Origin of the sequence: Allomesorhizobium camelthorni, assembly GCF_011045125.1 — a bacterium.
GTDB lineage: Bacteria > Pseudomonadota > Alphaproteobacteria > Rhizobiales > Rhizobiaceae > Allomesorhizobium > Allomesorhizobium camelthorni.
In genome coordinates this window covers 162608-182836 of record NZ_JAAKZF010000002.1, presented here as the reverse complement: position 1 = coordinate 182836, position 20229 = coordinate 162608, and the positions used below count along the sequence as shown (strand labels likewise).

Below are 20229 nucleotides of genomic sequence, written 5' to 3'. Positions count from 1 at the left end.
CATGACGCGCGCAGCGACATTTTTCCGTTTCCTTACAATCGCGGTCGTAATGTCGGCTGTACCGGCGCTGGCGCAGACGGGGGACGGGGCGCCCGCCGCCCCTGCCCTCACGCTCGAACTCAACGGCGCGCAGACCTCCGACAAGGGCTGCCGCCTGACCTTCGTGGTGAACAACAATCTGGGGGCGGAGCTTACAAAGGCCGCCTTCGAGATCGCGCTGTTCAACGATGCGGGCGTGGTCGACCGTCTGACCGTTCTCGATTTCAAGGAACTGCCGGCCGGCAAGACCAAGGTGACGCGGTTCGACCTTGCCGGCGTCGACTGCGCCGGGATCAGCCGCATCCTGGTCAACCATGCGACCGAATGCGCGGGCGAAGGGGTCGAGCCCGCCGCGTGCCTGCGCAAGCTGAAGACCACCGCCAAGGCTGGCATCGCTTTCGGTATGTAACGAGGTTTCCGTGGGTTTAGAGCCAGCCTTCGCGCGCAACTCCGGGACCTGGCCTCTTGCTGGCATGCTGCCGGTTGAGCCGGACGATCCGCGCCTGGCCATCCCGCACAACGCATTCCCCGCCCGCCAGATCCGCGAAGAACGCTATGTCCTGACTTCCGACGCGGCTCTGGACAAGACGCCGGCCGAGCCGCTGGGCGCTGGCAGCGCCGCTGGCAAACCGCCGCGAAGCAATCGCTGGAAGGCGGCGATCGCCGGCTCCTGCGCCTTCCACGCCGCGATCGCGCTCTGCTTTCTCGCCGGCATCGACGAGAGCGCGAAGATCGCCGGCGCGGACCAGGCCGAGATCGCCCAGTTGGGCAACGCGGCCGAGGACGCGCGTTTAGCGGGCGCCGAGATTGATCCCGCGGTCGCCGACGTAAGCATCATCACCATGCTCGACGCCAAGCCGGTGGAAACCGTGGCCGCCGAACCGGTCACCGACTCGAACCAGGTGGAGCCGGTCGAGACGGTGGAGCCCGCAGCGCCGGTCACCGAGACGCTGGAACCTGTCGAGGCGACGCCGGTCGAGCCCGAAACGCCGCCCCAAACCGCGCCGGTCGCCGAGCCGCAGCCGGCGGAACCCGCGCCGCAGGAGACTGCGACGACGGAGGCGAATCCTGCGCCTGAAATCCTGGCGACGGATACGGTGCAGCCGGTCGACGACGAGAATATTGTGTCGCCATCAGCGCAGGCCGTTGAGCCGGCCCTTGAACCGACTGCGGAAGCAGCGCCCGCCGCGCCTACCGAAACCGTGACCGAAGCGCCCGCCGAGAACGTGGCCGAACCCCTGCCGGATGAATCGTTCGAAACGCTGGCAGCGGTCGCGCCGATACCTGAGCCCAGGCCAAAAGCGCCGACAGAAAAACCGGCCGAGAAGGTCGAGAAGAAGCGGGCGCCGGAGAAAGAGACGCCGGCAAAGCCGCAAGAGAAATCCGCGAAAAAGCGGACCGCCGGCTCTAAAGGCAACGCAACGGCGGACACCCGTCGCGGCCAGGCTGACGGGCAGGCGAAAGGAAGCGCCGTTGCCGAGAGCAAGGGCGGCAAAAGGCAATCCGCGGCCGGGAACGCCGCCGTTTCCAACTATCCCGGCAAGATCGTCTCGAAGCTGCGCCGCGCGGCAAGGCGCCAAAAGCTGCAGGGAAAAGTCATGGTCGCCTTCACGGTTTCGGCCAACGGCGGCGTCGGCGGGGTGCGCGTCGTGCGCAGTTCGGGCTCGCCGGTGCTCGACAATGCGGCGATCGAGACGGTCCGCCGCGCAGCGCCCTTCCCGGCCATTCCCGAAGGCGCCGGCCGTTCCAGTTGGCCGTTTGCCGTGCCGCTGGAGTTCGCCGAAAGACGATAAATGTTCCTGCTTAACCCACTTCACGCAATCGCTGCCGCACGGGGCGACGGGCTTCGCCCCGAATTCCTGGCGCTGATCGACCGCATTGAGGCCGAGCGCGCCGTCGCCGATATTGCCCGCCATCGCGGCGACGCGCAGATTCAAGCTGGTCCGAACCCGACGGGCGCGATTGGAGCGGAGCCGCCGGACGGCGTGATCAAGTTCCCGCCGGCTGCCGGCAAAACCGATTCACGGCCTGGCGCAACGCCGGCCAAACGCACGATCTGAAAGGAATGCCGATGTACATTGCGATGAACCGCTTCAAGGTCCAGACCGGTTCCGAGGAAGCCTTCGAGAATGTCTGGAAGGGCCGCGACTCCAGGCTATCGGAGATGAAGGGCTTTCAGCAGTTTCACCTGCTGCGAGGCCCTGTCAACGAAGCCGAGGGCTACACGTTGTTCGCCTCGCACACGGTCTGGTCGAGCTACGAGGATTTCGTAGCCTGGACCAAGTCGGAAAATTTCCGCGCCGCCCACAAGAATGCCGGGGTCAACAAGCCGCTCTATATCGGCCATCCGCAATTCGAGGGATTTACCGTCGTCGAGGGAGCGTAGCCGCTCCCTCGCCTCCGTTCCTCAGGCCGCCGCCAGCAGGCTCGCATTGCCGCCGGCTGCGGTCGTGTCGACACAAACTGCGCGTTCGTGGGCGTAGGCTGCCGGATAGAGGATTTCCGTCACCAGCGGCACGATCGGCCCTTTCCGCTCAGCCAGCGCCTGCCTGATAGCGCGCGCCGGTTTGGCTGCGCCAGAAAACGCCACGACGTCGATGACGAGGGTTTTCAGCTGTGCCGGGTCCAAAACTCCGTCTAGCGCCGCGATCGGAAGACCCTTCCCGATGAGCGCATTGAGCGCTGTCGGGGCGCCGGGCGCGACGGCGAGAACGGCATTGCCTGCAGCCAGCGCCTGGATCGCCTGCGCAAGCAGCGTCTCGCTGTCCGGCCCGAGGCAAAGCACGCGTCCGCGCGGCAGAAGCGTCAGCGTATTGGCCTCTCCGGTCGGCCCTGGCAGATCGACTGGGCCGAAATCGGTGGCCGCGGCTGCCGCAATCGCCGCGGCGCCCTTTCCGCGCAGATGTTTTCGCAAGACAGCAATGCGGTCGGCTGCGGAGTTCCAGTCGCCGGCGGACGGGTCGGGCAAAGCATCGGCCAGCGCTTTCGCCGGGAGTTTCTTGCCTTCGCCAATCTCTGCGCTAGCACTTTCCGAGCGCCGGAAGCGCCGCAGATAATGCGGTCCGCCGGCCTTTGGCCCGGTGCCGGAAAGTCCCTCGCCGCCGAAGGGCTGGGAGCCGACGACTGCGCCAATCTGGTTGCGGTTGACATAGATATTGCCGGCATGGATGCCGTCGAGGATGTGCTGCACTCGCGCCTCTATCCGGGTGTGCAGGCCGAAGGTCAGGCCGTAGCCCTTGCTATTGATGGCGGCGATGACCTTGTCGATCTTGTCAGCATCGAAAGTCGCGACATGCAGCACCGGCCCGAACACTTCGCGATCCATCTCCTCGATGCCCGAGACACGGAACACATGCGGCGCGACGAAGCGCCCGTCGGCCGGCGCATCGAGCTTCGCGATCAGCTTGCCTTTTGCCTCCATGGCCGCGCAGTACTCGCGAATGGAATTCTGCGCCTCCTCGTCGATGACCGGACCCACATCGGTGGACAGAAGCCACGGATCGCCGACATTCAGCGCCTTCATCGCGCCTTCGAGCATCTCCAGCATCTTCTTCTCGACATCCTTCTGGACGTAGAGGATGCGCAGCGCCGAGCAGCGCTGGCCCGCGCTCTGGAAGGCCGAAGCGAGGATGTCGCGCACCGCCTGCTCGGGCAGCGCGGTGGAATCGACGATCATGGCGTTCAGCCCGCCGGTTTCCGCGAGCAGCATAGCGTCGGGAGCGGCGGTCTCGGCGAGCTGCTTTTCGATCAGTTTTGCAACCTCGGTCGAGCCGGTGAAGCAGACGCCGGCGATGCGCGGATCTGCCGTCAGCGGCGCACCGACGGAGGGGCCATCGCCCGGCAGAAGCTGGATCACGTCTTCCGGAATGCCGGCCTTGCGCATCAGTTCGACAGCGCGCGCGGCGATCAGCGGCGTCTGTTCGGCAGGTTTAGCGATGACCGCATTGCCGGTGACGAGCGCCGCCGCGATCTGCCCCGTGAAGATCGCCAGCGGAAAGTTCCATGGCGAGATGCAGGCGATAACGCCGCGCGCCTCGGTTCCCGCTTCGGTCTTGTCCGCCTCCGCCGCATAGTAGCGCAGGAAATCCACTGCCTCGCGCACCTCGGCGACGCCGTCGGCAAGCGACTTGCCGGCCTCGCGGGTGGCGAGCGCGAAGAATTCAACCGAATGGGCCTCGTAGAAGTCCGCCGTGCGACGGAGCATGTTGGCCCGCTCGGCGACGGGCCGCCTCGCCCAAGCCGGTTGCGCCTCGGCAGCAATGCGAACCGCGGTCGAAACCTGCTTGGCCGTCGCCTCACTGATCGAACCGACGACATCCTTGGGTTTGGCTGGGTTGAGCACCGGACGTCGAGCGCCGTATCCGGCCGCACGCGTGACCGGTTTGGCGAACCATTGCTCGGGGCCGGCGAAAGTACTCTTGCCCCTGTCGATCGCGGCGAGAGCCACCGGGTCGGTAATGTCCCAGCCCCTGGAATTCGAGCGCGACGCGCCGAAGATCGCCGACGGTTTGGGGATTGCCGGATTGGCTGCCGGGCCTTGCGTCTCGACCGCTTCGAACGGATCGCGGGCGATGTCCTCGGCCTTCACGTCCTCGTCGGTAAGCTGGTGGACGAAAGAGGAGTTGGCTCCGTTTTCCAGAAGTCGGCGGACGAGATAGGCGAGCAGGTCGGAATGCGCCCCGACCGGCGCATAGATGCGGCAGCGCGTGCCTTCCGCCTTGCGCACGGTCTCGTGCAGGGCCTCGCCCATGCCGTGCAGGCGCTGGAACTCGAAACTGTCGCGGTCCGTCGTCATCGACAGGATGGCCGCGACCGTATGCGCATTGTGGGTGGCGAATTGCGGATAGATGCGGTCGGTCATCGACAGCAGCTTCCTGGCGCAGGCGATGTAGGACACGTCGGTATTGGCCTTGCGCGTGAATACCGGATAACCGTCTAGGCCAAAAGCCTGCGCCCGCTTGATCTCGGTATCCCAGTACGCGCCCTTGACCAGCCGCACCATGATGTTGCGGTCGAGGCGCCTGGCGAGCGCGTAGAGCCAGTCGATGACAAACGCCGCGCGCGGCCCGTAAGCCTGCACCACAACGCCGAAGCCGTTCCAGCCTTCGAGCTCGGGGGCGGCCAGCACGCGCTCGATGACGTCGAGCGACAGGTCGAGGCGGTCGGCTTCCTCCGCGTCGATGTTCAGGCCCATGCGGGCATGGCGCGCCGCGACTGCCAGCGACAGAAGCCGCTCAGCCATCGCGGGCAGCATCTTTTCCTTCTGCGCCATCTCGTAGCGCGGATGCAGCGCCGAAAGCTTGACCGAGATGCCGGGATTGGTGCGGATATCGGGGCTGTTGGAGCCGCTGTTCAGCGAAGAAATCGCGTCCGCATAAGCACGGTGGTAGCGCAGCGCGTCGGCTTCGGTCCGCGCCGCCTCGCCCAGCATGTCGTAAGAATAGAGATAGCCTTTCGCGATCAGCGAGCGGCCACGCCTGACAGCTTCCGCGATCGTGCGGCCAAGCACGAACTGCTCGCCCATTTCGCGCATCGCCGCCGCGACTGCCGTGCGGATAACCGGTTCGCCGAGGCGGCGGACCATCGAGCGCAGCGTGCCGGCAATGCCTTCATCGTCCTCGTCGTCGAGCACGCGGCCAGTGAGCATGAGCGCCCAGGTCGAGGCGTTGACGAAGATCGAGCTCGACCCGCCCGAATGCGCCGACCAGTCATGCGGCGCGATCTTGTCCTGGATCAGATCGTCCATCGTCTCGGTGTCCGGCACGCGCAGCAGCGCCTCGGCCAGGCACATCAGCGCCACGCCCTCCTTGGTCGAGAGACCGTAGGCCGAGAGAAATACCTCCATCAGGCGCGGGTCGGAGGAACCCCTCACCGCCTTGACCAGCTTGACCGCCCGCGCCGAAATCGCCTCGCGTTCCGCGGCCGAAAGATCCGCGGTGGCGACGAGATGGGCCAGCGCCTCGCCTTCATCGGGAAGGTAATTGGCGCGGATGGCGTTGCGGATGGCGTCGGGCGCTGTCATGGCGGTCCTGTCGGAACATTCTAGCTTGATGGAATGATTATCCAAAGCTAGCACAATCCGAGCGTCGATTTGGACCGAAAAGCTGGACCATGCAGTCCGCTCGGCCTATTGATGAGGTCGTTTGAACCGTATTCATGCCTGCCAATCCATGAATGAAGATCAATTGGACCGCATCGACCGCAACATCGTGGCCGCGCTGTCGCGCGACGGCCGCCTGTCGATGGCCGAATTAGCGGCGAAGGTCGGGCTATCGAAAACCCCGGTGCAGGCGCGGGTGCGGCGTCTCGAAAATGCCGGCTTCATCCGCGGCTATTCGGCGGTCATCGACCGCGAGCGCATGGGCGAAGGCCATGTCGCGTTCGTGCAGGTGACGCTGTCGGACACGCGTTCCGCCGCGCTCGACGCCTTCAACCGCGCTGTCCAGGGCGTGCCCGAGATCGAGCAGTGCCATATGATGGCAGCGAGTTTCGACTATCTGCTGAAGGTGCGCACCAAAGACATCGCCGCCTACCGCCGCGTTCTCGGCGAGCGCATTTCGGCGCTGCCGCATGTCTCGCAAACATCGACTTTCGTGGCGATGGAGACGGTGAAGGACCGGTGAAATTTCTGCCGGTGCGTCCCACGAGGCTCCCCCCAGGGGCCTTGCTCAGTTCTTTCGACGGCAGAGAGGGCTCGCACCTCAGGATAAGGATCGTATGGCGCCGGGTACCTCTCCCTGAAGCGCCCAGTTCCTCTCCCTGAAATGTCGGCGTCGAAGAATGAGGATTGCAAAGGCGCAACCTCCCTCATCCTGGGGTGCGACCCTGAGCTTGTCGAAGGGGAGCCTCGAAGGACGCACATATCGGCACTCACTCCGCCAGCGTTTTCAGGAACGCGATGAGCGCGGCCCGCTCCCGTTCCGACAGGCCGAGCGGATGCAGTTCGGTCGTGCCGCGGGTGCTGGCCGGCACGGTGTTGTAGTGGTCCATGACATCGTCCAGCGTCGCAATCTGGCCGGAATGCATATAGGGCGGCCGGGTGGCGGCGCCGCGCAAGGACGGCGTCTTGTAGGCGCGCTTCAGCGCGTCCCCGGACTTGACCATGAAGCGCAACTCGCCGCAGGCCTCCTCGCCGCCGTCGCGGAATGCGCCAAGGCAGTTGAACGGGTCGGCGGCAACCTGCGCGACAGCCGTCTCGCGGCCGCTGTCTTCCGGCAATTCCTTCACGGCCGGTACGCCGGTATTGTGGAAATGGTCGTCGGTGAAGCGCGGGCCGTTGTGGCAGGTCACGCAATTGGCCTTGCCGATGAACAGCTTCAGCCCCTGTATTTCCTCGTCCGAAAACGCCGCCTCGCCTTCCGGATCGCGCCCGGCCGCCACCGCATCGGCGAAACGGTCAAAACGCGTCGGCTCATGCACGATCGACCGCTCAAAGGCCGCGATCGCCTTGCCGAGATTGGCAAACACCCGGTCGATCGAAGCGCGCTGCTCCCCGCGCATCCCCTTCCAGGCGGCCTTCTCAGCTTCGGTTCCCAGCGGGCCTGCATTCTCGGGCAATCCGGAAAGGTCCGGCAACGGCCCGAAAATCCGCTCGTAGCGGTCAGCGAACTCCTTCTCGATGAAATGCGCGTAGGCAGTGCGATTGCCGGCATGTTCCCGCGCGTCCTCCAGCGGCCCGAGCGCCTGCGACCACAGGCTGTCCTTGCGCCCGTCCCAGAAGAACCAGGGGCTTCGCGCCACCCCGGCGAGCGGCATGGTGCGCCGGTTGGTGGTCGCGACGCCGATTGCGAGCGGCCGGTCGTCCTGGAACTGGCGGTCGATGATGTGGCAGGTTGCGCACGACACATTGCCGTCGCGGCTGAGCCGCTGCTCGAAGAACAGCGTTGCCCCGAAGGCGGCCGCGGCCGGCAAATCGGCATAGCGGTTCGTCGGGTCAGCCGGCAGCGGCGGCAGTGCCGAAAGCGACAGCGAGGCGATCATCGCCTTTTCGGCTTCGGTGAAGTCGGGTTCGCCGCAGCCACTGAGCGTCAGCGCTGCGATCAGCCCAAGCGCAAATGCTGCCGTTCGGCTGCGCATCTCAGGCTCACAGCGTCAGGTTGAACACGGCTTCGTCGTCGCCGGCTGGCGACGAAATGGCAAAGCGCAGCACCCACCAGCCGCCCATGTTGAACTTCACGCCCTCGACACGGTAGCGGCCCTCGCCGAGATGGGCGGTTGCCTGCGGGCTGGTCGGCAGGCCGTGATTGTGGTCCGGCATGCCGCCATCGACCGCGATAGTGGCATCTTCCACCGGCGTCCCGTCCGGCTTTTTGACGGTCAGCACCCATGAGTGCAGTTCGCCCTGCTTGAACGACCCGGCTTCCGGCTCGACCGAGGCGAGGAAAACACCCTTTTCCGTGGCTTTCGAGCGCGAGAGATCGAGGTCGGCGGGAGGGGCAGACGAACCGTGCATGGCCATCATGCCGCCGGCCGCGATCAGGACGACGACAAGAGCAGCGGCTGCGTAACGCCATATCGCGGTCAAATGCGTCTCCATTGCGATTCCGAGCGTTGCAAAGTAGTCGCTCCGGGGCGGAACGAAAAGCCGTGACGCGCCATTCGGGGTAGTGGCAAGTCCGCTTTCAATTGGCTAAGAAGCGGGCGGCGACAGCGAAGGAGGAATGCATGGCGCATGGCATTGCGGCGGTCGGCGAGTGCATGATCGAACTGTCGAGCCAGGGCAGCAGCTTGTGGCGAATGGGTTATGCCGGCGACACTTTCAACACGCTCTGGGCCATGCGCGCCCTGATGCCGGGCCACCATGTCGACTATGTCTCGGCCTTCGGCGACGACCCGTTCTCCCACGGCCAGATCGAATTCTTCAAATCCCATGACATCGGCATTGCAAACAGCCCGATCCTGCCGGGCGCGCGACCGGGCCTCTACGCGATCACGCTCTCCGGGGCGGAGCGTGCCTTTACCTACTGGCGCAGCGACGCCGCCGCGCGCCGGCTCGCAGACGATCCTGCCGCCCTAGCGAAAAGCCTTGAAAACCGGGAGCTTATCTACTTTTCCGGAATCACTTTGGCAATTCTGGCGGAGCCTGCGCGGCGAGTCTTTCTCGATGCCGTAGCCAAAGCGCGCGAGCACGGCGCCCACATAGCCTTCGATCCCAATTACCGGCCAAAACTGTGGCCGGACATTTCCGCCGCGCGCACGGCGATTGGCGAGGCGCTAGCCGTCACCGACATTGCGCTGCCGACATTCCCGGATGAGGAGATGCTGTTCGGCGATCAGTCCATGGAGGCGACGGCCAGGCGGCTGGAGCATGCCGGCCCCGCCGAAGTCGTCGTCAAGAACGGCGATCAGCCAGCGCTGATCCTGCATTACGGCGACACGTTCGAATCGCCTGCCATCCACGTGGCGAACCCGGTCGACACGACCGGCGCGGGCGACAGCTTCAACGGTGCCTATCTCGCGGCCCGCCTGCTCGGTCTCGCCCCCGCCGATGCTGCCAAGCGCGCGCACCGGGTTGCAGCGACCGTGGTGCAGGTGCGCGGCGCGCTGGCTCCGTTCGAACTCCTGAAGATGGCATTCGACAGGTAGATCGTTCCGCCGGTCAGACCTGCCTGAACCGGTATTCGGTCGTCTGGCGATAAGATTCACCCGGAAGCAGCGTCGCTTGCGGGAAATACGGCCGGTTGGGCGAATCCGGCCAGGTCTGCGGCTCCAGGCAAAAGCCCGAAAATTTCTTGTAGCGCCGGCCGTCAAGCCCTGCAGCGTCGGGATTTAAGTGTTGGCCGATATAGAATTGCAGGCCGGGTTCGGTCGACCAGACCTCCATTTCGACGCCGGATGTTGCGCCCTGGACCCATGCCGCCTGCCTGAGCGGCCCGCGAGCGGCGGCGAGGCAGAAATTGTGGTCATACTCGAGTTGCTCGCCCTCGCTTTCCATGCGGACGGCGCGAGCCATCCGGAAATCGAACGGCGTCCCGTCCACAGGCCTGACCACCCCTGTCGGGATCAGGGTATCGTCGACCGGAAGGTAGGCCGAGGCGTTTACCGACATCCGGTGGTCGAGAATGTCGCCGCCGCCGCCATCATCGAGATTGAAGTAGGAGTGATGCGCGAGGTTGCACAGGGTCGGCGCGTCCGACGTCGCGGTGAGTTCGATCGAAAGCACGCCGGGATTGCGGAGGCGATATGTGCAACGGACATCCACCGCACCGGGAAATCCCATCGAACCGTCGGGATCGTGCAGGGAAAGTGTGACAAAGTCCGCGCCCGTTTCCGCGAACTCCCATATACGCTTGAAATAGCCGTTCGAACCTCCGTGCAACCCGTGCTTTTCCGGGTGCTCGGCGTCGATCTGACAACGCCTGCCGGCGATGGTGAAGCGGCCGTTGCGGATGCGGTTGGCATGGCGGCCCACCATCGCGCCAAAATAGGGCGTGAGCGTTGGATAGTCTTCGAACCGCTCGAAGCCGAGCACCAGCGGCGCATCGTGGCCTGTCAGCCGCAGATCCTGCACCACCGCGCCCCAGCCCAGGATTTTGGCCGACAGGCCGCCGCCGGCGATCGAAATCCGCCGCACGGCCTCGCCCTCATCCGTCGTCCCGAAGACTTCGTCGTCCGCCATTGCGCCCACCCGTCGAATTGCGTTGAAGGTCAGAGGCCGAGGCCGCCGATGCAGACATATTTGGTGTCGAGATAGTCCTCGATGCCCTGGTGCCCGCCTTCCTTGCCGAGGCCAGACTCCTTGACGCCGCCGAACGGCGCCTCGACCGTGGTGATCAGGCCTTCATTGACCCCGACCATGCCGTATTTCAGCCCTTCCATGACGCGGAACGCGCGGCCGAGATCGCCGGTGTAGAAATAGCAGGCGAGGCCGAATTCGGTGTCGTTGGCGAGCCTTACGGCTTCCTCCTCAGTCTCGAACCTGAAGACAGGCGCAACGGGTCCAAAGATCTCTTCTTTCATGAAGCGCATCTTCGGCGTCGCGCCCGAGATTACGGTCGGCTCGAAGAACGAGCCGCCCAGCGCATGCCGCTTGCCGCCGGCGACAACCTTGCCACCATGCGACTTCGCGTCGTCGATGAATTCCTCGACCTTGGCGACCGCCTTGTCGTCGATCAGCGGCCCCTGCGTAGTGCCTTCGTCGAGGCCGGGGCCGACCTTGAGCTTTGCCGTCGCTACGGCGAACTTCTCCACAAACGCGTCATAAATGCCTGCCTGCACGAAGAAACGGTTTGTGCAGACGCAGGTCTGGCCGGAATTCCGGTATTTGGCGACGATTGCCCCCTCGACCGCACGGTTGATATCGGCGTCGTCGAAAACGAGGAACGGAGCATTGCCGCCGAGTTCCATCGATACCTTCTTGACGGTCGAAGCGCATTTCTGGATCAGGATCTTGCCGATCTCCGTAGAGCCGGTGAAGGTCAGCCTGCGCACCAGCGGATTGGCGCAGATTTCGTCGCCTATCTCGCCGGCCGAACCGGTGACGATGTTGACGACGCCCTCGGGGAAGCCGACCTCTTCGCAGAGCGCCCCCCAGGCGAGGCCTGAATACGGCGTCTGCGAGGCAGGCTTGACGACGGCTGTGCAGCCGGCGGCCAGCGCCGGTCCGATCTTTCGCGCCAGCATGGATGACGGGAAATTCCACGGCGTGATCGCAGCGATGACGCCGACCGGCTGCTTGGTGACGATGATGCGGCGGTCGGCCCATGGCGAGGGAACGACATCGCCGTAGGTGCGGCGGCCTTCCTCGGCGAACCAGAGGATGTAGGCAGCGGAGATCGCCACTTCGCCCTTGGCCTCGAACAGCGCCTTGCCCTGCTCCATCGTCAGCAATTCGGCCAGCGAATCCTGGTTGTCCATGATCGCGTCGTGCAGCTTGCGCAGCAGTTTCGAGCGTTCCAGCGCCGAGGTCTTGCGCCAGCTCTGGAATGCCTCATCGGCGGCCTCGATGGCGCGGCGGGTCTCCGCGGCGCCGGATTTCGGCACGGTGCCGAGCTTCTGGCCGTTGGCCGGATTGATCACGTCGATCGTCGCGCCGGAATCGGCCTGAACCCATTTGCCGCCGATGAGGTTTGCCTGGCGCATGTAATGGCTGGTTTTCTGTAGCATTTGTCGCCTCTCGTCAGCGCTGTGGCGCTGTTCTGGAATTGTTGGACGAATGGCGATCTTATCGACTGACCGCCGCTTCGGGGGCGACCGTACGCCGCCCAGGCTACCGGGCAATCTCTTACTCCAGCGCCCGCCGCCCAATCAATCGCAATGATCCGCCGCTTGCTGGTCCAGTCCTAGCCGAACACCGCCTGCGCGACGGTCAGCCAGAATGCCGTAGTGACGACCGCGCAGGCCGTGGCGATCGTCAACTGGTTGGAGGCCAGCCCCTGCCCCGTGCCGAATTGCATCGCGATGAGGTAGGAATTGACGCCGGACGGCAGCGCGGCAGCGGCGACGGCGACTTTGGCCGAAAGCGGCGGCAGGCCGAGAAGCATCGCCATGCCCAGCGCCACTGCCGGCATCAGGAAGAGCTTGAGCACGGTGAGCGCCAGCGCCGGGCGGATATTGCCCGACAGCCCGAATTTTCGCAGTCCAAAGCCCATGGAGAACAGCGCCACCGGACCGGCAATGTCGGCCAGCGCATCGACCAGCCGGGCAGCGAGCCCGGGCAGCGCCATGCCCGTCGCACGCCACAACAGGCCGGCGAGGATGCCGATGACCAGCGGATTGACGAAGATCTTGCGCAGGAACTCCCTGACGATCTGGAGAGGATGGACGCCGCCGCCGCGCCCGAAAATCTCGAACAGGATGATCGACGCCATCAGCATCGTCGGCAGATGCACTGAAAGGATGAGCGAGAGGATCTCGAAACCTTCCTGGCCGAAGACGCCGAGCATGAAGGGCGCACCGAGCAGCAGGAGGTTGGAGAACGAGGCCGCGACACCGCCGACAACGCCCGCCTGCGACTCTCGCCCGAAAACACGGGTGGTTACGAGATGGCCGCAGGTCCAGACGACGGCCACCGCGACGAAATAGGTCGCCCAAAGGGACCAGGGAGCCGCGCCATGGAAGTCTGCCTCCACCATCGTGCGGAACAGCAGCAGCGGCAGCGCCACGCCGACGGCGAATTGCGACAATGCATCGCCGGTTTCAGCCTTCAAATAGCCCGTCAGCCCGGCCAGATAGCCGAGCGCAACGAGCGCGAAGACGAAGAGCACGGTTTCGGTGAGCGGAGACATGCCGCCTGATAGGCGAGTGGAGAAAGCGGCGCAACCGCCTGCCAAGCTTGTCTTTCAATCGGCTTTCGCGTCCCTATATCCATCTAGCGCCAAGGACCCTGTATGCGTCGAGCCTTCATTGTCGTTTTTTTGCTGCTCATTTACGCCCCGGCCGAAGCCACCGAGGCCGGCTGGGCGCTGCTGCGCGAGGGCGAGCAGGTGGTGCTGCTGCGCCATGCAATTGCGCCTGGAGCGGCCGAGCCGGCACGCTTCAAGATTGAGGATTGCGGTACGCAGCGAAACCTTTCGGATCGTGGCCAGCAGCAGGCGCGGAAGATCGGTTCGCTTTTTTCCGCTCGCGCGGCCCCGACCGAACGCGTTCTTTCAAGCCGTTATTGCCGCGCGCTCGAAACCGGCAGCATCGCGTTTCGCGACGGAGAGGTGGAGCCCTTTGAGGCGCTCGACCTCTTGAGCCCGGACGAAGAGGCAGCGGCGGCCCAAAACGAGGCCGTGATGGCCGAAATCCGCGCCTATTCTGGCTCCGGCAATCTCGTCATGATCACCCATGACGAGAACATCAAGGCGCTTACCGGCGTCTCCGCCCGCGAGGGCGAGGCGATCATCGTGCGGCCTACCGAGCAGGGGCTGCATGTGCTCGGCCGCGTCGTCTTCAACTAATGTCTGCAGACTTCGCCGCACGGATAGGGTCTTTTCCTGCCGGGAAAAACCGATTAGAGAGCCGGACCAAACATGCGCGGAGTCTCCCGCCTGCAAATCGAAGGAAAAACCGTGTCAACGACATTCGACAAAGTCGCAAACATCATCGCTGAAACGAGCGAGATTGACCGCGATACAATCACCCCCGACAGCCACACCATCGACGATCTGGGCATAGACAGCCTCGATTTCCTCGACATCGTCTTTGCGATCGACAAGGAATTCGGCATCAAAGTGCCGCTCGAAAAGTGGACGCAGGACGTGAATGACGGCAAGGCTTCGACCGACGAGTATTTCCTGATGAAGAACCTATGCGCGAAGATCGACGGCCTCGTCGCGGCGAAAGCCGCCGCCTGATCCCTCCGACGGAACAGAGCGCCTTAACCCGAAACGACCGCCCATGAACCCCAACGACGTCGTCATAACCGGCATCGGCCTCGTTTCGTCGCTGGGCGAAGGAGCCGACGCGCATTGGCAAAAGCTGACTGCGGGACGGCCCGAACCGGTCATCGATGCCGAGCGCTATCGGCCCTACGTCATCCATCCCTTGCCCGAGATCGATTGGGGCCTGCAGATCGCCAAGCGCGGCGACCAGCGCCAGATGGAGACCTGGCAGCGCCTCGGCACCTACACCGCCGGATTGGCGCTCGACGACGCCGGCATCAAGGGCGACGAAGCGCTCTGCGCGACCATGGACATGGTGGTAGCCGCCGGCGGCGGCGAGCGCGACGAGGCGGTGGATTCAGGCATTCTCGCGGCATCCGAAAGTCGCTCCGACCGCGACGTGCTGCTCAACGAGAAGCTGACGACCGAGCTTCGCCCTACCCTCTTCCTGGCGCAGCTGTCCAACCTGCTCGCCGGCAACATCTCGATCGTGCACAAGGTCACCGGCTCCTCGCGCACCTTCATGGGTGAGGAAGGCGCCGGCGTCTCGGCCGTGGAGACCGCCGCAGCCCGCATCCGCTCTGGCCAGGCCACGCATGTTCTGGTCGGCGGCGCTTTCCAGACCGAGCATCCCGACATGCTCCTGGGTTACGAGCTCGGCGGCTATTTGCACCGTGGGCCGTGGAAACCGGTCTGGCAGCGGCAGGGCGCGGAAGGCGGCGGCGTGATCACCGGATCGGGCGCGGCCTTTCTCGTACTGGAATCGCGCGAGCACGCTGCAGCACGCGGCCGGCATGTTTATGCCCAGTTGGAGGCCGTCGTATCCGGCCGGTCGCGGCGCGGCAATGCTGATCTCGAACAATCGGTAGCCGGCCTGCTTGGGAAGGCCGCACCCGTCAATGGCCCGCTGCTGGCGATCTCCGGCGCATCCGGCGCGCATGCCGCGACCAAGGCCGAAAAATCGGCGCTTAACCAGAACCCGTCAATTGCAATCCGCAGTTTTGGCACATTGACCGGCCATATGAAGGAAGCGCAGTTTCCCTTCGCCGTTGCGCTGGCGGCGCTCGCGGTCGACAGGAAGGCCGGCTATCCGCCCTTCGACGAAACTTCCGAAAAGCCGTTCGAGGAAATTCCGCAATCGGTGCTGGCGACTGCTGTCGGTTACCACTATTTCGAAGGCATGGCGCTCGTCGCAGCCGACTGAACTGCCGGAGAACCAACATGGCTAGATACGCGGACCATCTCGGCAGGCCGGTCGTGGCCGTCACGGGCATCGGCGTGGTGACCTCGCTCGGCGTCGGTAAGGCCGACAACTGGGCCGCCCTGACGTCGGGCAAATCGGGCATCCACCCGATCGTGCGCTTTCCGGTCGATCACTTGAACACGCGCATTGCCGGCACGGTGGATTTCCTGGCTTCGAGCCAAAAAGGCGCCAGTGCGCTTACCTACGAACTCGCGGAAACGGCCGCACAGGAGGCAGTCGCCGAGGCGGGTGTCGATGCCGAGGATTTCGGCGGCCCGCTGTTCCTGGCGTCGCCGCCGATGGAACTCGACTGGAGCGAGCGCTTCTCCCTCTACAATTCCGGCAAGGAAGGCAGCGCCGCGGACCGGCTTCTGACGGTAGCGCGCGGCTTGAACTCGCTCGACATTTTTGAGACCTCGCAATTCGGCTCGATCGCCGACCGCCTGGCAGACCGTTTCGGCACGCGCGGCCTGCCAATCACGCTTTCGACAGCCTGTGCTTCGGGCGCGACCGCGATACAGCTCGGCGTGGAGGCGATCAGGCGCGGTGAGTGCGAGCGCGCTCTGTCCATCGGAGCCGACGGTTCGGCGACTGCCGAGGCGCTGATCCGCTTCTCGCTGCTCTCCGCACTTTCGACGCATAATGACATTCCCGAAAAGGCGTCGAAGCCTTTCTCCAAGGATCGCGACGGTTTCGTGCTCGCGGAAGGTTCCGCGGCGCTGGTGTTGGAATCGCTGGAAAGCGCGGTTGCGCGCGGCGCGAAGGTGCTCGGCATATTGCGCGGCTGCGGCGAAAAGGCCGACGATTTCCACCGCACGCGCTCCAAGCCCGACGGGTCGCCGGCCATCGCGGCGGTGAAAGCCGCGCTGGACGACGCCGGCCTCGGCGTCGACGGTATCGCCTATGTCAACGCCCACGGCACTTCGACGCCCGAAAACGACAAGATGGAGCACATGTCGCTCTCGACGGTGTTCGGCGAGCACATTCGCTCAATCCCAGTGTCGTCGAACAAGTCGATGATCGGCCACACGCTCTCGGCAGCAGGCGCCATCGAAGCCGCCTTCTCGCTGATGACCATGTCCGAAAGCGTCGTTCCGCCGACGATCAACTACGATAATCCCGATCCGGCGATTGATCTCGACGTGGTGCCGAACAGCAAGCGCCGCGCTGAAGTGGCGACGGTGCTTTCCAATTCCTTCGGCTTTGGCGGACAGAACACTTGCCTTGTCATGGCTCGGGAACCCGTCTAGTAGCGGCCACCGGCCCTTTTGGCGTTGTGCGTCCTTCGAGGCTCGCTTCGCTCGCACCTCAGGATGAGGACCGTAGGCGCAAACTCCCTCATCCTGAGGTGCGAGCGAAGCGAGCCTCGAAGGATGCACATCCCCTAGTTCCTAATCACAGGCACCTATGCGCGCACTGCAACTCATCGAAGACCGCAAGCTCGAAACAGTCGAGGTCGCGCCGCCGCCGCCGCCCGCGCTCGGCGAAGTCACGTTGCGTATCAAGGCGGTTGCGCTCAACCACATCGATGTCTGGGGCTGGCGTGGCATGGCCTTCGCCAAGCGTAAGTTGCCGCTGGTCGTCGGGGCGGAGGCCTCCGGCGAGGTTGAGGCTGTCGGGCCGGGCGTCGCCGGGCTCCTGCCGGGTCAGCTCGTTTCCATTTACGGCGCACGCACCTGCGGGCTCTGCCGTGCCTGCCGCGAAGGCCGCGACAATCTTTGCGACCATGTTTCGGGTGTGCACGGATTCCATCTCGACGGCTTCGCACAGGAGAGGATCAACCTGCCGGCGCGGCTCCTGGTCCCCGCCCCTCCCGGCGTGACGGACATTGGCGCGGCCGTTGCACCTGTAACATTCGGAACGGTCGAGCACATGCTGTTCGACAATGCCAGGCTCGAGCCCGGCGAGACGATCCTCGTCCAGGCCGGAGGCTCAGGCATTGGCACCGCCGCGATCCAGCTCGCCAAGAAGATGGGCTGCACCGTCATTACGACGGTCGGCTCCAACGACAAGATCGACAAGGCCAAGGCGCTCGGGGCCGACCACGTCATCAACTACCGCGAGGACCGCTTCGAAGGCGTCGTGCGCAAGCTGACCAAAAAGAAGGGCGTCGACGTGGTGTTCGAGCATGTCGGAGCAGACACCTGGGCCGGTTCGATGCTGTCGATGAAGCGCGGCGGACGCCTTGTGACCTGCGGTTCGACCTCCGGCGTCTCGACCCAGATGAACCTGATGCAGCTCTTCCAGCAGCAGCTGAAAATCCTCGGCTCCTTCGGTTGCAGAATGGAGAACATGGCCAACGCCATGCAGAAAATGGCGGCCGGCATCGTCGCGCCGGTGATCGACACCGAGGTCGATTTCGGCTCCATAGGCGCCGCGCTGAAGCGCATGGAAGGTCGAGACGTGTTCGGCAAGATCATCCTTCGCGTGAGCTAGTCCGCGGTGAAGGCCCTTGTCTACCGCCTGACCCAGGCGTTGAAGCAGGCCAATTACTGGCTGACCGCCAAGGTCGCGCTTTCGGTCCTGCGCCTGCTGCGGCTATTGCCGACCGACAAGGCGCTCGAATTCGCCGATCGCGCTGCAAGGCGCATCGGACCATGGTTCGGACGCCATCGCGTCGCGCTCGACAATCTGCGCAAAGCCTATCCAGAAAAGAGCGAGGCCGATATACAGGCCATTGCCTCCGATATGTGGGGCAACATGGCCCGCCTCGGGGCCGAGTACATTTTCCTCGACCAGCTGTTTGATTACGATCCCCAGGCCGAAACTCCCGGACGCGTGGAAGTCCGCGGCGAAAGGATGTTCGAACGAATAGCCGCCGAAGCCAGGCCGACCATCATTTTCACCGGCCACCTTGGCAATTTCGAACTTCTCCCGATCGGCGGCGCCGCTTACGGCATGAAGGTCACGGCATTGTTCCGTCCGCCCAACAACCCCTACATCGCCGACTACATTCTTTCGACGCGGCGCTCGTCGATGGGCGAGCTGCTCGCCTCGAGATCCGGCGCGGCCTTCGCGCTGGCGCGGATACTGGAGGCGAACGGCACGATCGGCGTCCTGGTCGACCAGAAGTTCCGCTATGGGATCAGGACGCAGTTTTTCGGTCGGGAGTGCGAAACCAGCCCGCTTTTGCCCAAGCTTGCGCGCCAGTATGATTGCGACGTCTATCCGGCTCGTTGCGTGCGGCTGCCCGGCAACCGGTTTCGGCTCGAAATCGAGGAGAAGATCGAGCTGCCGCGGGATGCCGAGGGCCGGGTCGAGGTGACGGCGACGGCACAACTCCTCAATGACGTCGTTGAGCGGTGGGTCCGCGAGGACCCGGGCCAATGGATGTGGTTCCATAAGCGCTGGGGCCTATCCAAGCGCGAGCGGCGGCGGCGCAAAAAACCTAAGGCCAATGCCTGACGGCCCTGACCATCGTTTTTCTCGAACATTTGATCGGCTGCCGCAACAAAAACAGATTTCATTCGTTTACTTATCGTGATCATACTGTCGTGATCATACGAGGCGAGTGCATGACCGAAAACATCGAAATCAAGCCGAGGGGCGCCAGCGCGCCGCTCTGGACGCCGTGGGGCATCCAGCGCCGCTCCGAGCGCGACGCCCAGAAGATTGCGATCCACAGGCTGGTCAGGCAGGTCGAGGAAACCCATTTCCAGCGGCCGGCCGACGATACCAGCACTAGAGTCGAGCCGCAGAAGCGCTGAACAATCAACCTCCGTAATAATTCATTACCGAATGGCGCGCCTCGGCGAAAAACAGCCAGCGCTCCATCAACACGCCCGCCGCATGGCACCATGCGGCCAGCAGCGCGATCAACAAAGCTGACAGGCCGGCGCCCGCCCCGGCCAAAAGCAGCACAAGGAGCAGCAGGACAGGCACTGCTCCCCCGAGGAAGAAAGCGATCGCCGACAGTTTGGCCGCGTGCTTGCGGGCTATTTTGAAGCCCATTTCGCTGGTCAGGTAGTTTTCATTGACATGTGGCCGCTCGAACAGGCGGACGCGGCCGATCCGGCCGAGCCCGGTAGCGGTTTCCGGCGTCGAAATCGGCCGCAGCGTGCGCATTCCGTGCCGCCAGAACAGTTTTGCGATCCAGGCGGCGATGGTGACGGGCACGGCGAGTGCCGGCACGAGCGCCGTCGACCCCGCACCGGCGAAGGCGAAGAAGCTCGCCAGCACGAACCCGCCCGCTGCTGAAAACATCAGGTAACAGAGCGGCGTCAGCGGCGTGTGCCACGCCTGCACCGATCTGAGCGAGGCGTAGATCATCGCCGTGCAATAGACGGTCAACGCGCAGAACACCGCGCCGATCAGGCCTGGCGCCACCAGGTAGCGGCCCTCGAACAGCGATGCCCACGCCGACCAGGCCAGCGGCAGGAAGGTGATCAGCGCCATCACGCCTTCCCGTGAGAGCCAGCTTGAGCGCCACTGCGACAATGCCCGCCAGGCGCGCTGCGGATTGCCGAGATGCAGCATCGACGACAGGAGCCCGGTGGCGATCAGCGCGAGCGCCAGCAGATGGGCGATTTTGGTTGCCGTAGCGGCGGGATCGAGCAGGCCGAGGCCCAGAACTGCCGCGAGCCCGTAGCCGAGGCCGGAAAGGGTGGTGAAGATGACGATAGAGAAAGCCGGGTGCATGTA

At 64.5% G+C, this 20229-nt stretch carries 20 protein-coding genes; 13 read left to right on the top strand and 7 right to left on the bottom strand.

Features of this window, described 5'->3' with window-relative positions; all coding sequences use genetic code 11:
- The first annotated feature begins 1 nt into the window (after window position 1).
- Genes G6N73_RS03305 through hmuQ form a run of 4 tightly spaced genes read left to right on the top strand, consistent with a single transcriptional unit; the run spans window position 2 to window position 2425 of the window.
- Window positions 2-448, top strand: a complete 447-nt coding sequence (locus G6N73_RS03305) for a hypothetical protein (RefSeq protein ID WP_165023327.1) — start codon at window positions 2-4, stop codon at window positions 446-448.
- A gap of 10 nt (window positions 449-458) precedes the next feature.
- Window positions 459-1832: a TonB family protein gene (locus G6N73_RS03300; protein WP_165023324.1), complete on the top strand. Its 1374-nt coding sequence runs from the start codon at window positions 459-461 to the stop codon at window positions 1830-1832.
- Window positions 1833-2099, top strand: coding sequence for a hypothetical protein (locus G6N73_RS03295; RefSeq protein WP_165023321.1), 267 nt, complete (start codon window positions 1833-1835; stop codon window positions 2097-2099). It begins immediately after the preceding gene.
- 11 nt (window positions 2100-2110) lie between these two features.
- Window positions 2111-2425 (top strand): heme-degrading protein HmuQ, encoded by a 315-nt coding sequence (hmuQ, locus tag G6N73_RS03290; RefSeq protein WP_165023613.1) that lies wholly within the window; start codon window positions 2111-2113, stop codon window positions 2423-2425.
- Between the two features lie 21 nt (window positions 2426-2446).
- On the opposite strand, the gene putA is transcribed toward hmuQ, so the two are convergent.
- The gene (gene putA, locus G6N73_RS03285; protein WP_165023318.1) at window positions 2447-6061 is read right to left on the bottom strand and encodes a bifunctional proline dehydrogenase/L-glutamate gamma-semialdehyde dehydrogenase PutA; all 3615 of its coding nucleotides are present in this window, start codon (window positions 6059-6061) and stop codon (window positions 2447-2449) included.
- A gap of 148 nt (window positions 6062-6209) precedes the next feature.
- On the opposite strand from putA, the gene G6N73_RS03280 reads away from it, so the two are divergent.
- On the top strand, window positions 6210-6662 hold the full coding sequence (locus tag G6N73_RS03280) for an Lrp/AsnC family transcriptional regulator (protein ID WP_165023315.1): 453 nt from the start codon (window positions 6210-6212) through the stop codon (window positions 6660-6662).
- A 247-nt stretch (window positions 6663-6909) separates the two neighbouring features.
- Here the strand turns inward: G6N73_RS03280 and G6N73_RS03275 are convergent, their stop codons facing one another.
- Together G6N73_RS03275 and G6N73_RS03270 are read right to left on the bottom strand one after the other, a co-directional pair.
- On the bottom strand, window positions 6910-8115 hold the full coding sequence (locus tag G6N73_RS03275; protein ID WP_165023310.1) for a cytochrome-c peroxidase: 1206 nt from the start codon (window positions 8113-8115) through the stop codon (window positions 6910-6912).
- A gap of 7 nt (window positions 8116-8122) precedes the next feature.
- The gene (locus tag G6N73_RS03270; RefSeq protein WP_425484036.1) at window positions 8123-8563 is read right to left on the bottom strand and encodes a FixH family protein; all 441 of its coding nucleotides are present in this window, start codon (window positions 8561-8563) and stop codon (window positions 8123-8125) included.
- Window positions 8564-8703: 140 nt separating this feature from the next.
- Between G6N73_RS03270 and G6N73_RS03265 the strand changes: the two genes are divergently transcribed.
- Window positions 8704-9624, top strand: coding sequence for a sugar kinase (locus G6N73_RS03265; protein WP_165023307.1), 921 nt, complete (start codon window positions 8704-8706; stop codon window positions 9622-9624).
- A gap of 13 nt (window positions 9625-9637) precedes the next feature.
- Here the strand turns inward: G6N73_RS03265 and G6N73_RS03260 are convergent, their stop codons facing one another.
- The 3 genes from G6N73_RS03260 to G6N73_RS03250 all read right to left on the bottom strand — a co-directional run bounded on the left by G6N73_RS03260 (window position 9638) and on the right by G6N73_RS03250 (window position 13265).
- On the bottom strand, window positions 9638-10657 hold the full coding sequence (locus G6N73_RS03260; protein WP_165023304.1) for an aldose epimerase family protein: 1020 nt from the start codon (window positions 10655-10657) through the stop codon (window positions 9638-9640).
- A gap of 29 nt (window positions 10658-10686) precedes the next feature.
- Window positions 10687-12144, bottom strand: coding sequence for an NAD-dependent succinate-semialdehyde dehydrogenase (locus G6N73_RS03255; RefSeq protein ID WP_165023301.1), 1458 nt, complete (start codon window positions 12142-12144; stop codon window positions 10687-10689).
- 176 nt (window positions 12145-12320) lie between these two features.
- Entirely contained in the window at window positions 12321-13265 is a 945-nt protein-coding gene (locus tag G6N73_RS03250; protein WP_165023298.1) for an AEC family transporter, read from the bottom strand.
- A 102-nt stretch (window positions 13266-13367) separates the two neighbouring features.
- Between G6N73_RS03250 and G6N73_RS03245 the strand changes: the two genes are divergently transcribed.
- The 7 genes from G6N73_RS03245 to G6N73_RS03215 all read left to right on the top strand — a co-directional run bounded on the left by G6N73_RS03245 (window position 13368) and on the right by G6N73_RS03215 (window position 19295).
- Window positions 13368-13922: a histidine phosphatase family protein gene (locus G6N73_RS03245; RefSeq protein WP_165023295.1), complete on the top strand. Its 555-nt coding sequence runs from the start codon at window positions 13368-13370 to the stop codon at window positions 13920-13922.
- Window positions 13923-14033: 111 nt separating this feature from the next.
- Window positions 14034-14318 (top strand): acyl carrier protein, encoded by a 285-nt coding sequence (locus tag G6N73_RS03240; protein WP_008836853.1) that lies wholly within the window; start codon window positions 14034-14036, stop codon window positions 14316-14318.
- Window positions 14319-14361: 43 nt separating this feature from the next.
- A complete protein-coding gene (locus G6N73_RS03235) occupies window positions 14362-15549 on the top strand; it encodes a beta-ketoacyl-ACP synthase (RefSeq protein ID WP_165023292.1) in 1188 nt (395 codons plus the stop codon).
- A gap of 17 nt (window positions 15550-15566) precedes the next feature.
- The gene (locus tag G6N73_RS03230) at window positions 15567-16838 is read left to right on the top strand and encodes a beta-ketoacyl-ACP synthase (RefSeq protein WP_165023289.1); all 1272 of its coding nucleotides are present in this window, start codon (window positions 15567-15569) and stop codon (window positions 16836-16838) included.
- 157 nt (window positions 16839-16995) lie between these two features.
- Window positions 16996-18024 (top strand): zinc-binding dehydrogenase, encoded by a 1029-nt coding sequence (locus G6N73_RS03225; RefSeq protein ID WP_165023286.1) that lies wholly within the window; start codon window positions 16996-16998, stop codon window positions 18022-18024.
- A gap of 6 nt (window positions 18025-18030) precedes the next feature.
- Window positions 18031-18993 carry a lipid A biosynthesis lauroyl acyltransferase gene (locus tag G6N73_RS03220; RefSeq protein ID WP_165023283.1) on the top strand — a complete coding sequence of 321 codons (963 nt, stop codon included), beginning with the start codon at window positions 18031-18033 and terminating at the stop codon, window positions 18991-18993.
- Between the two features lie 110 nt (window positions 18994-19103).
- The gene (locus G6N73_RS03215) at window positions 19104-19295 is read left to right on the top strand and encodes a hypothetical protein (RefSeq protein ID WP_165023280.1); all 192 of its coding nucleotides are present in this window, start codon (window positions 19104-19106) and stop codon (window positions 19293-19295) included.
- 4 nt (window positions 19296-19299) lie between these two features.
- Here the strand turns inward: G6N73_RS03215 and G6N73_RS03210 are convergent, their stop codons facing one another.
- On the bottom strand, window positions 19300-20226 hold the full coding sequence (locus G6N73_RS03210; RefSeq protein WP_165023277.1) for a dimethyl sulfoxide reductase anchor subunit family protein: 927 nt from the start codon (window positions 20224-20226) through the stop codon (window positions 19300-19302).
- Between the last annotated feature and the right edge of the window lie 3 nt (window positions 20227-20229).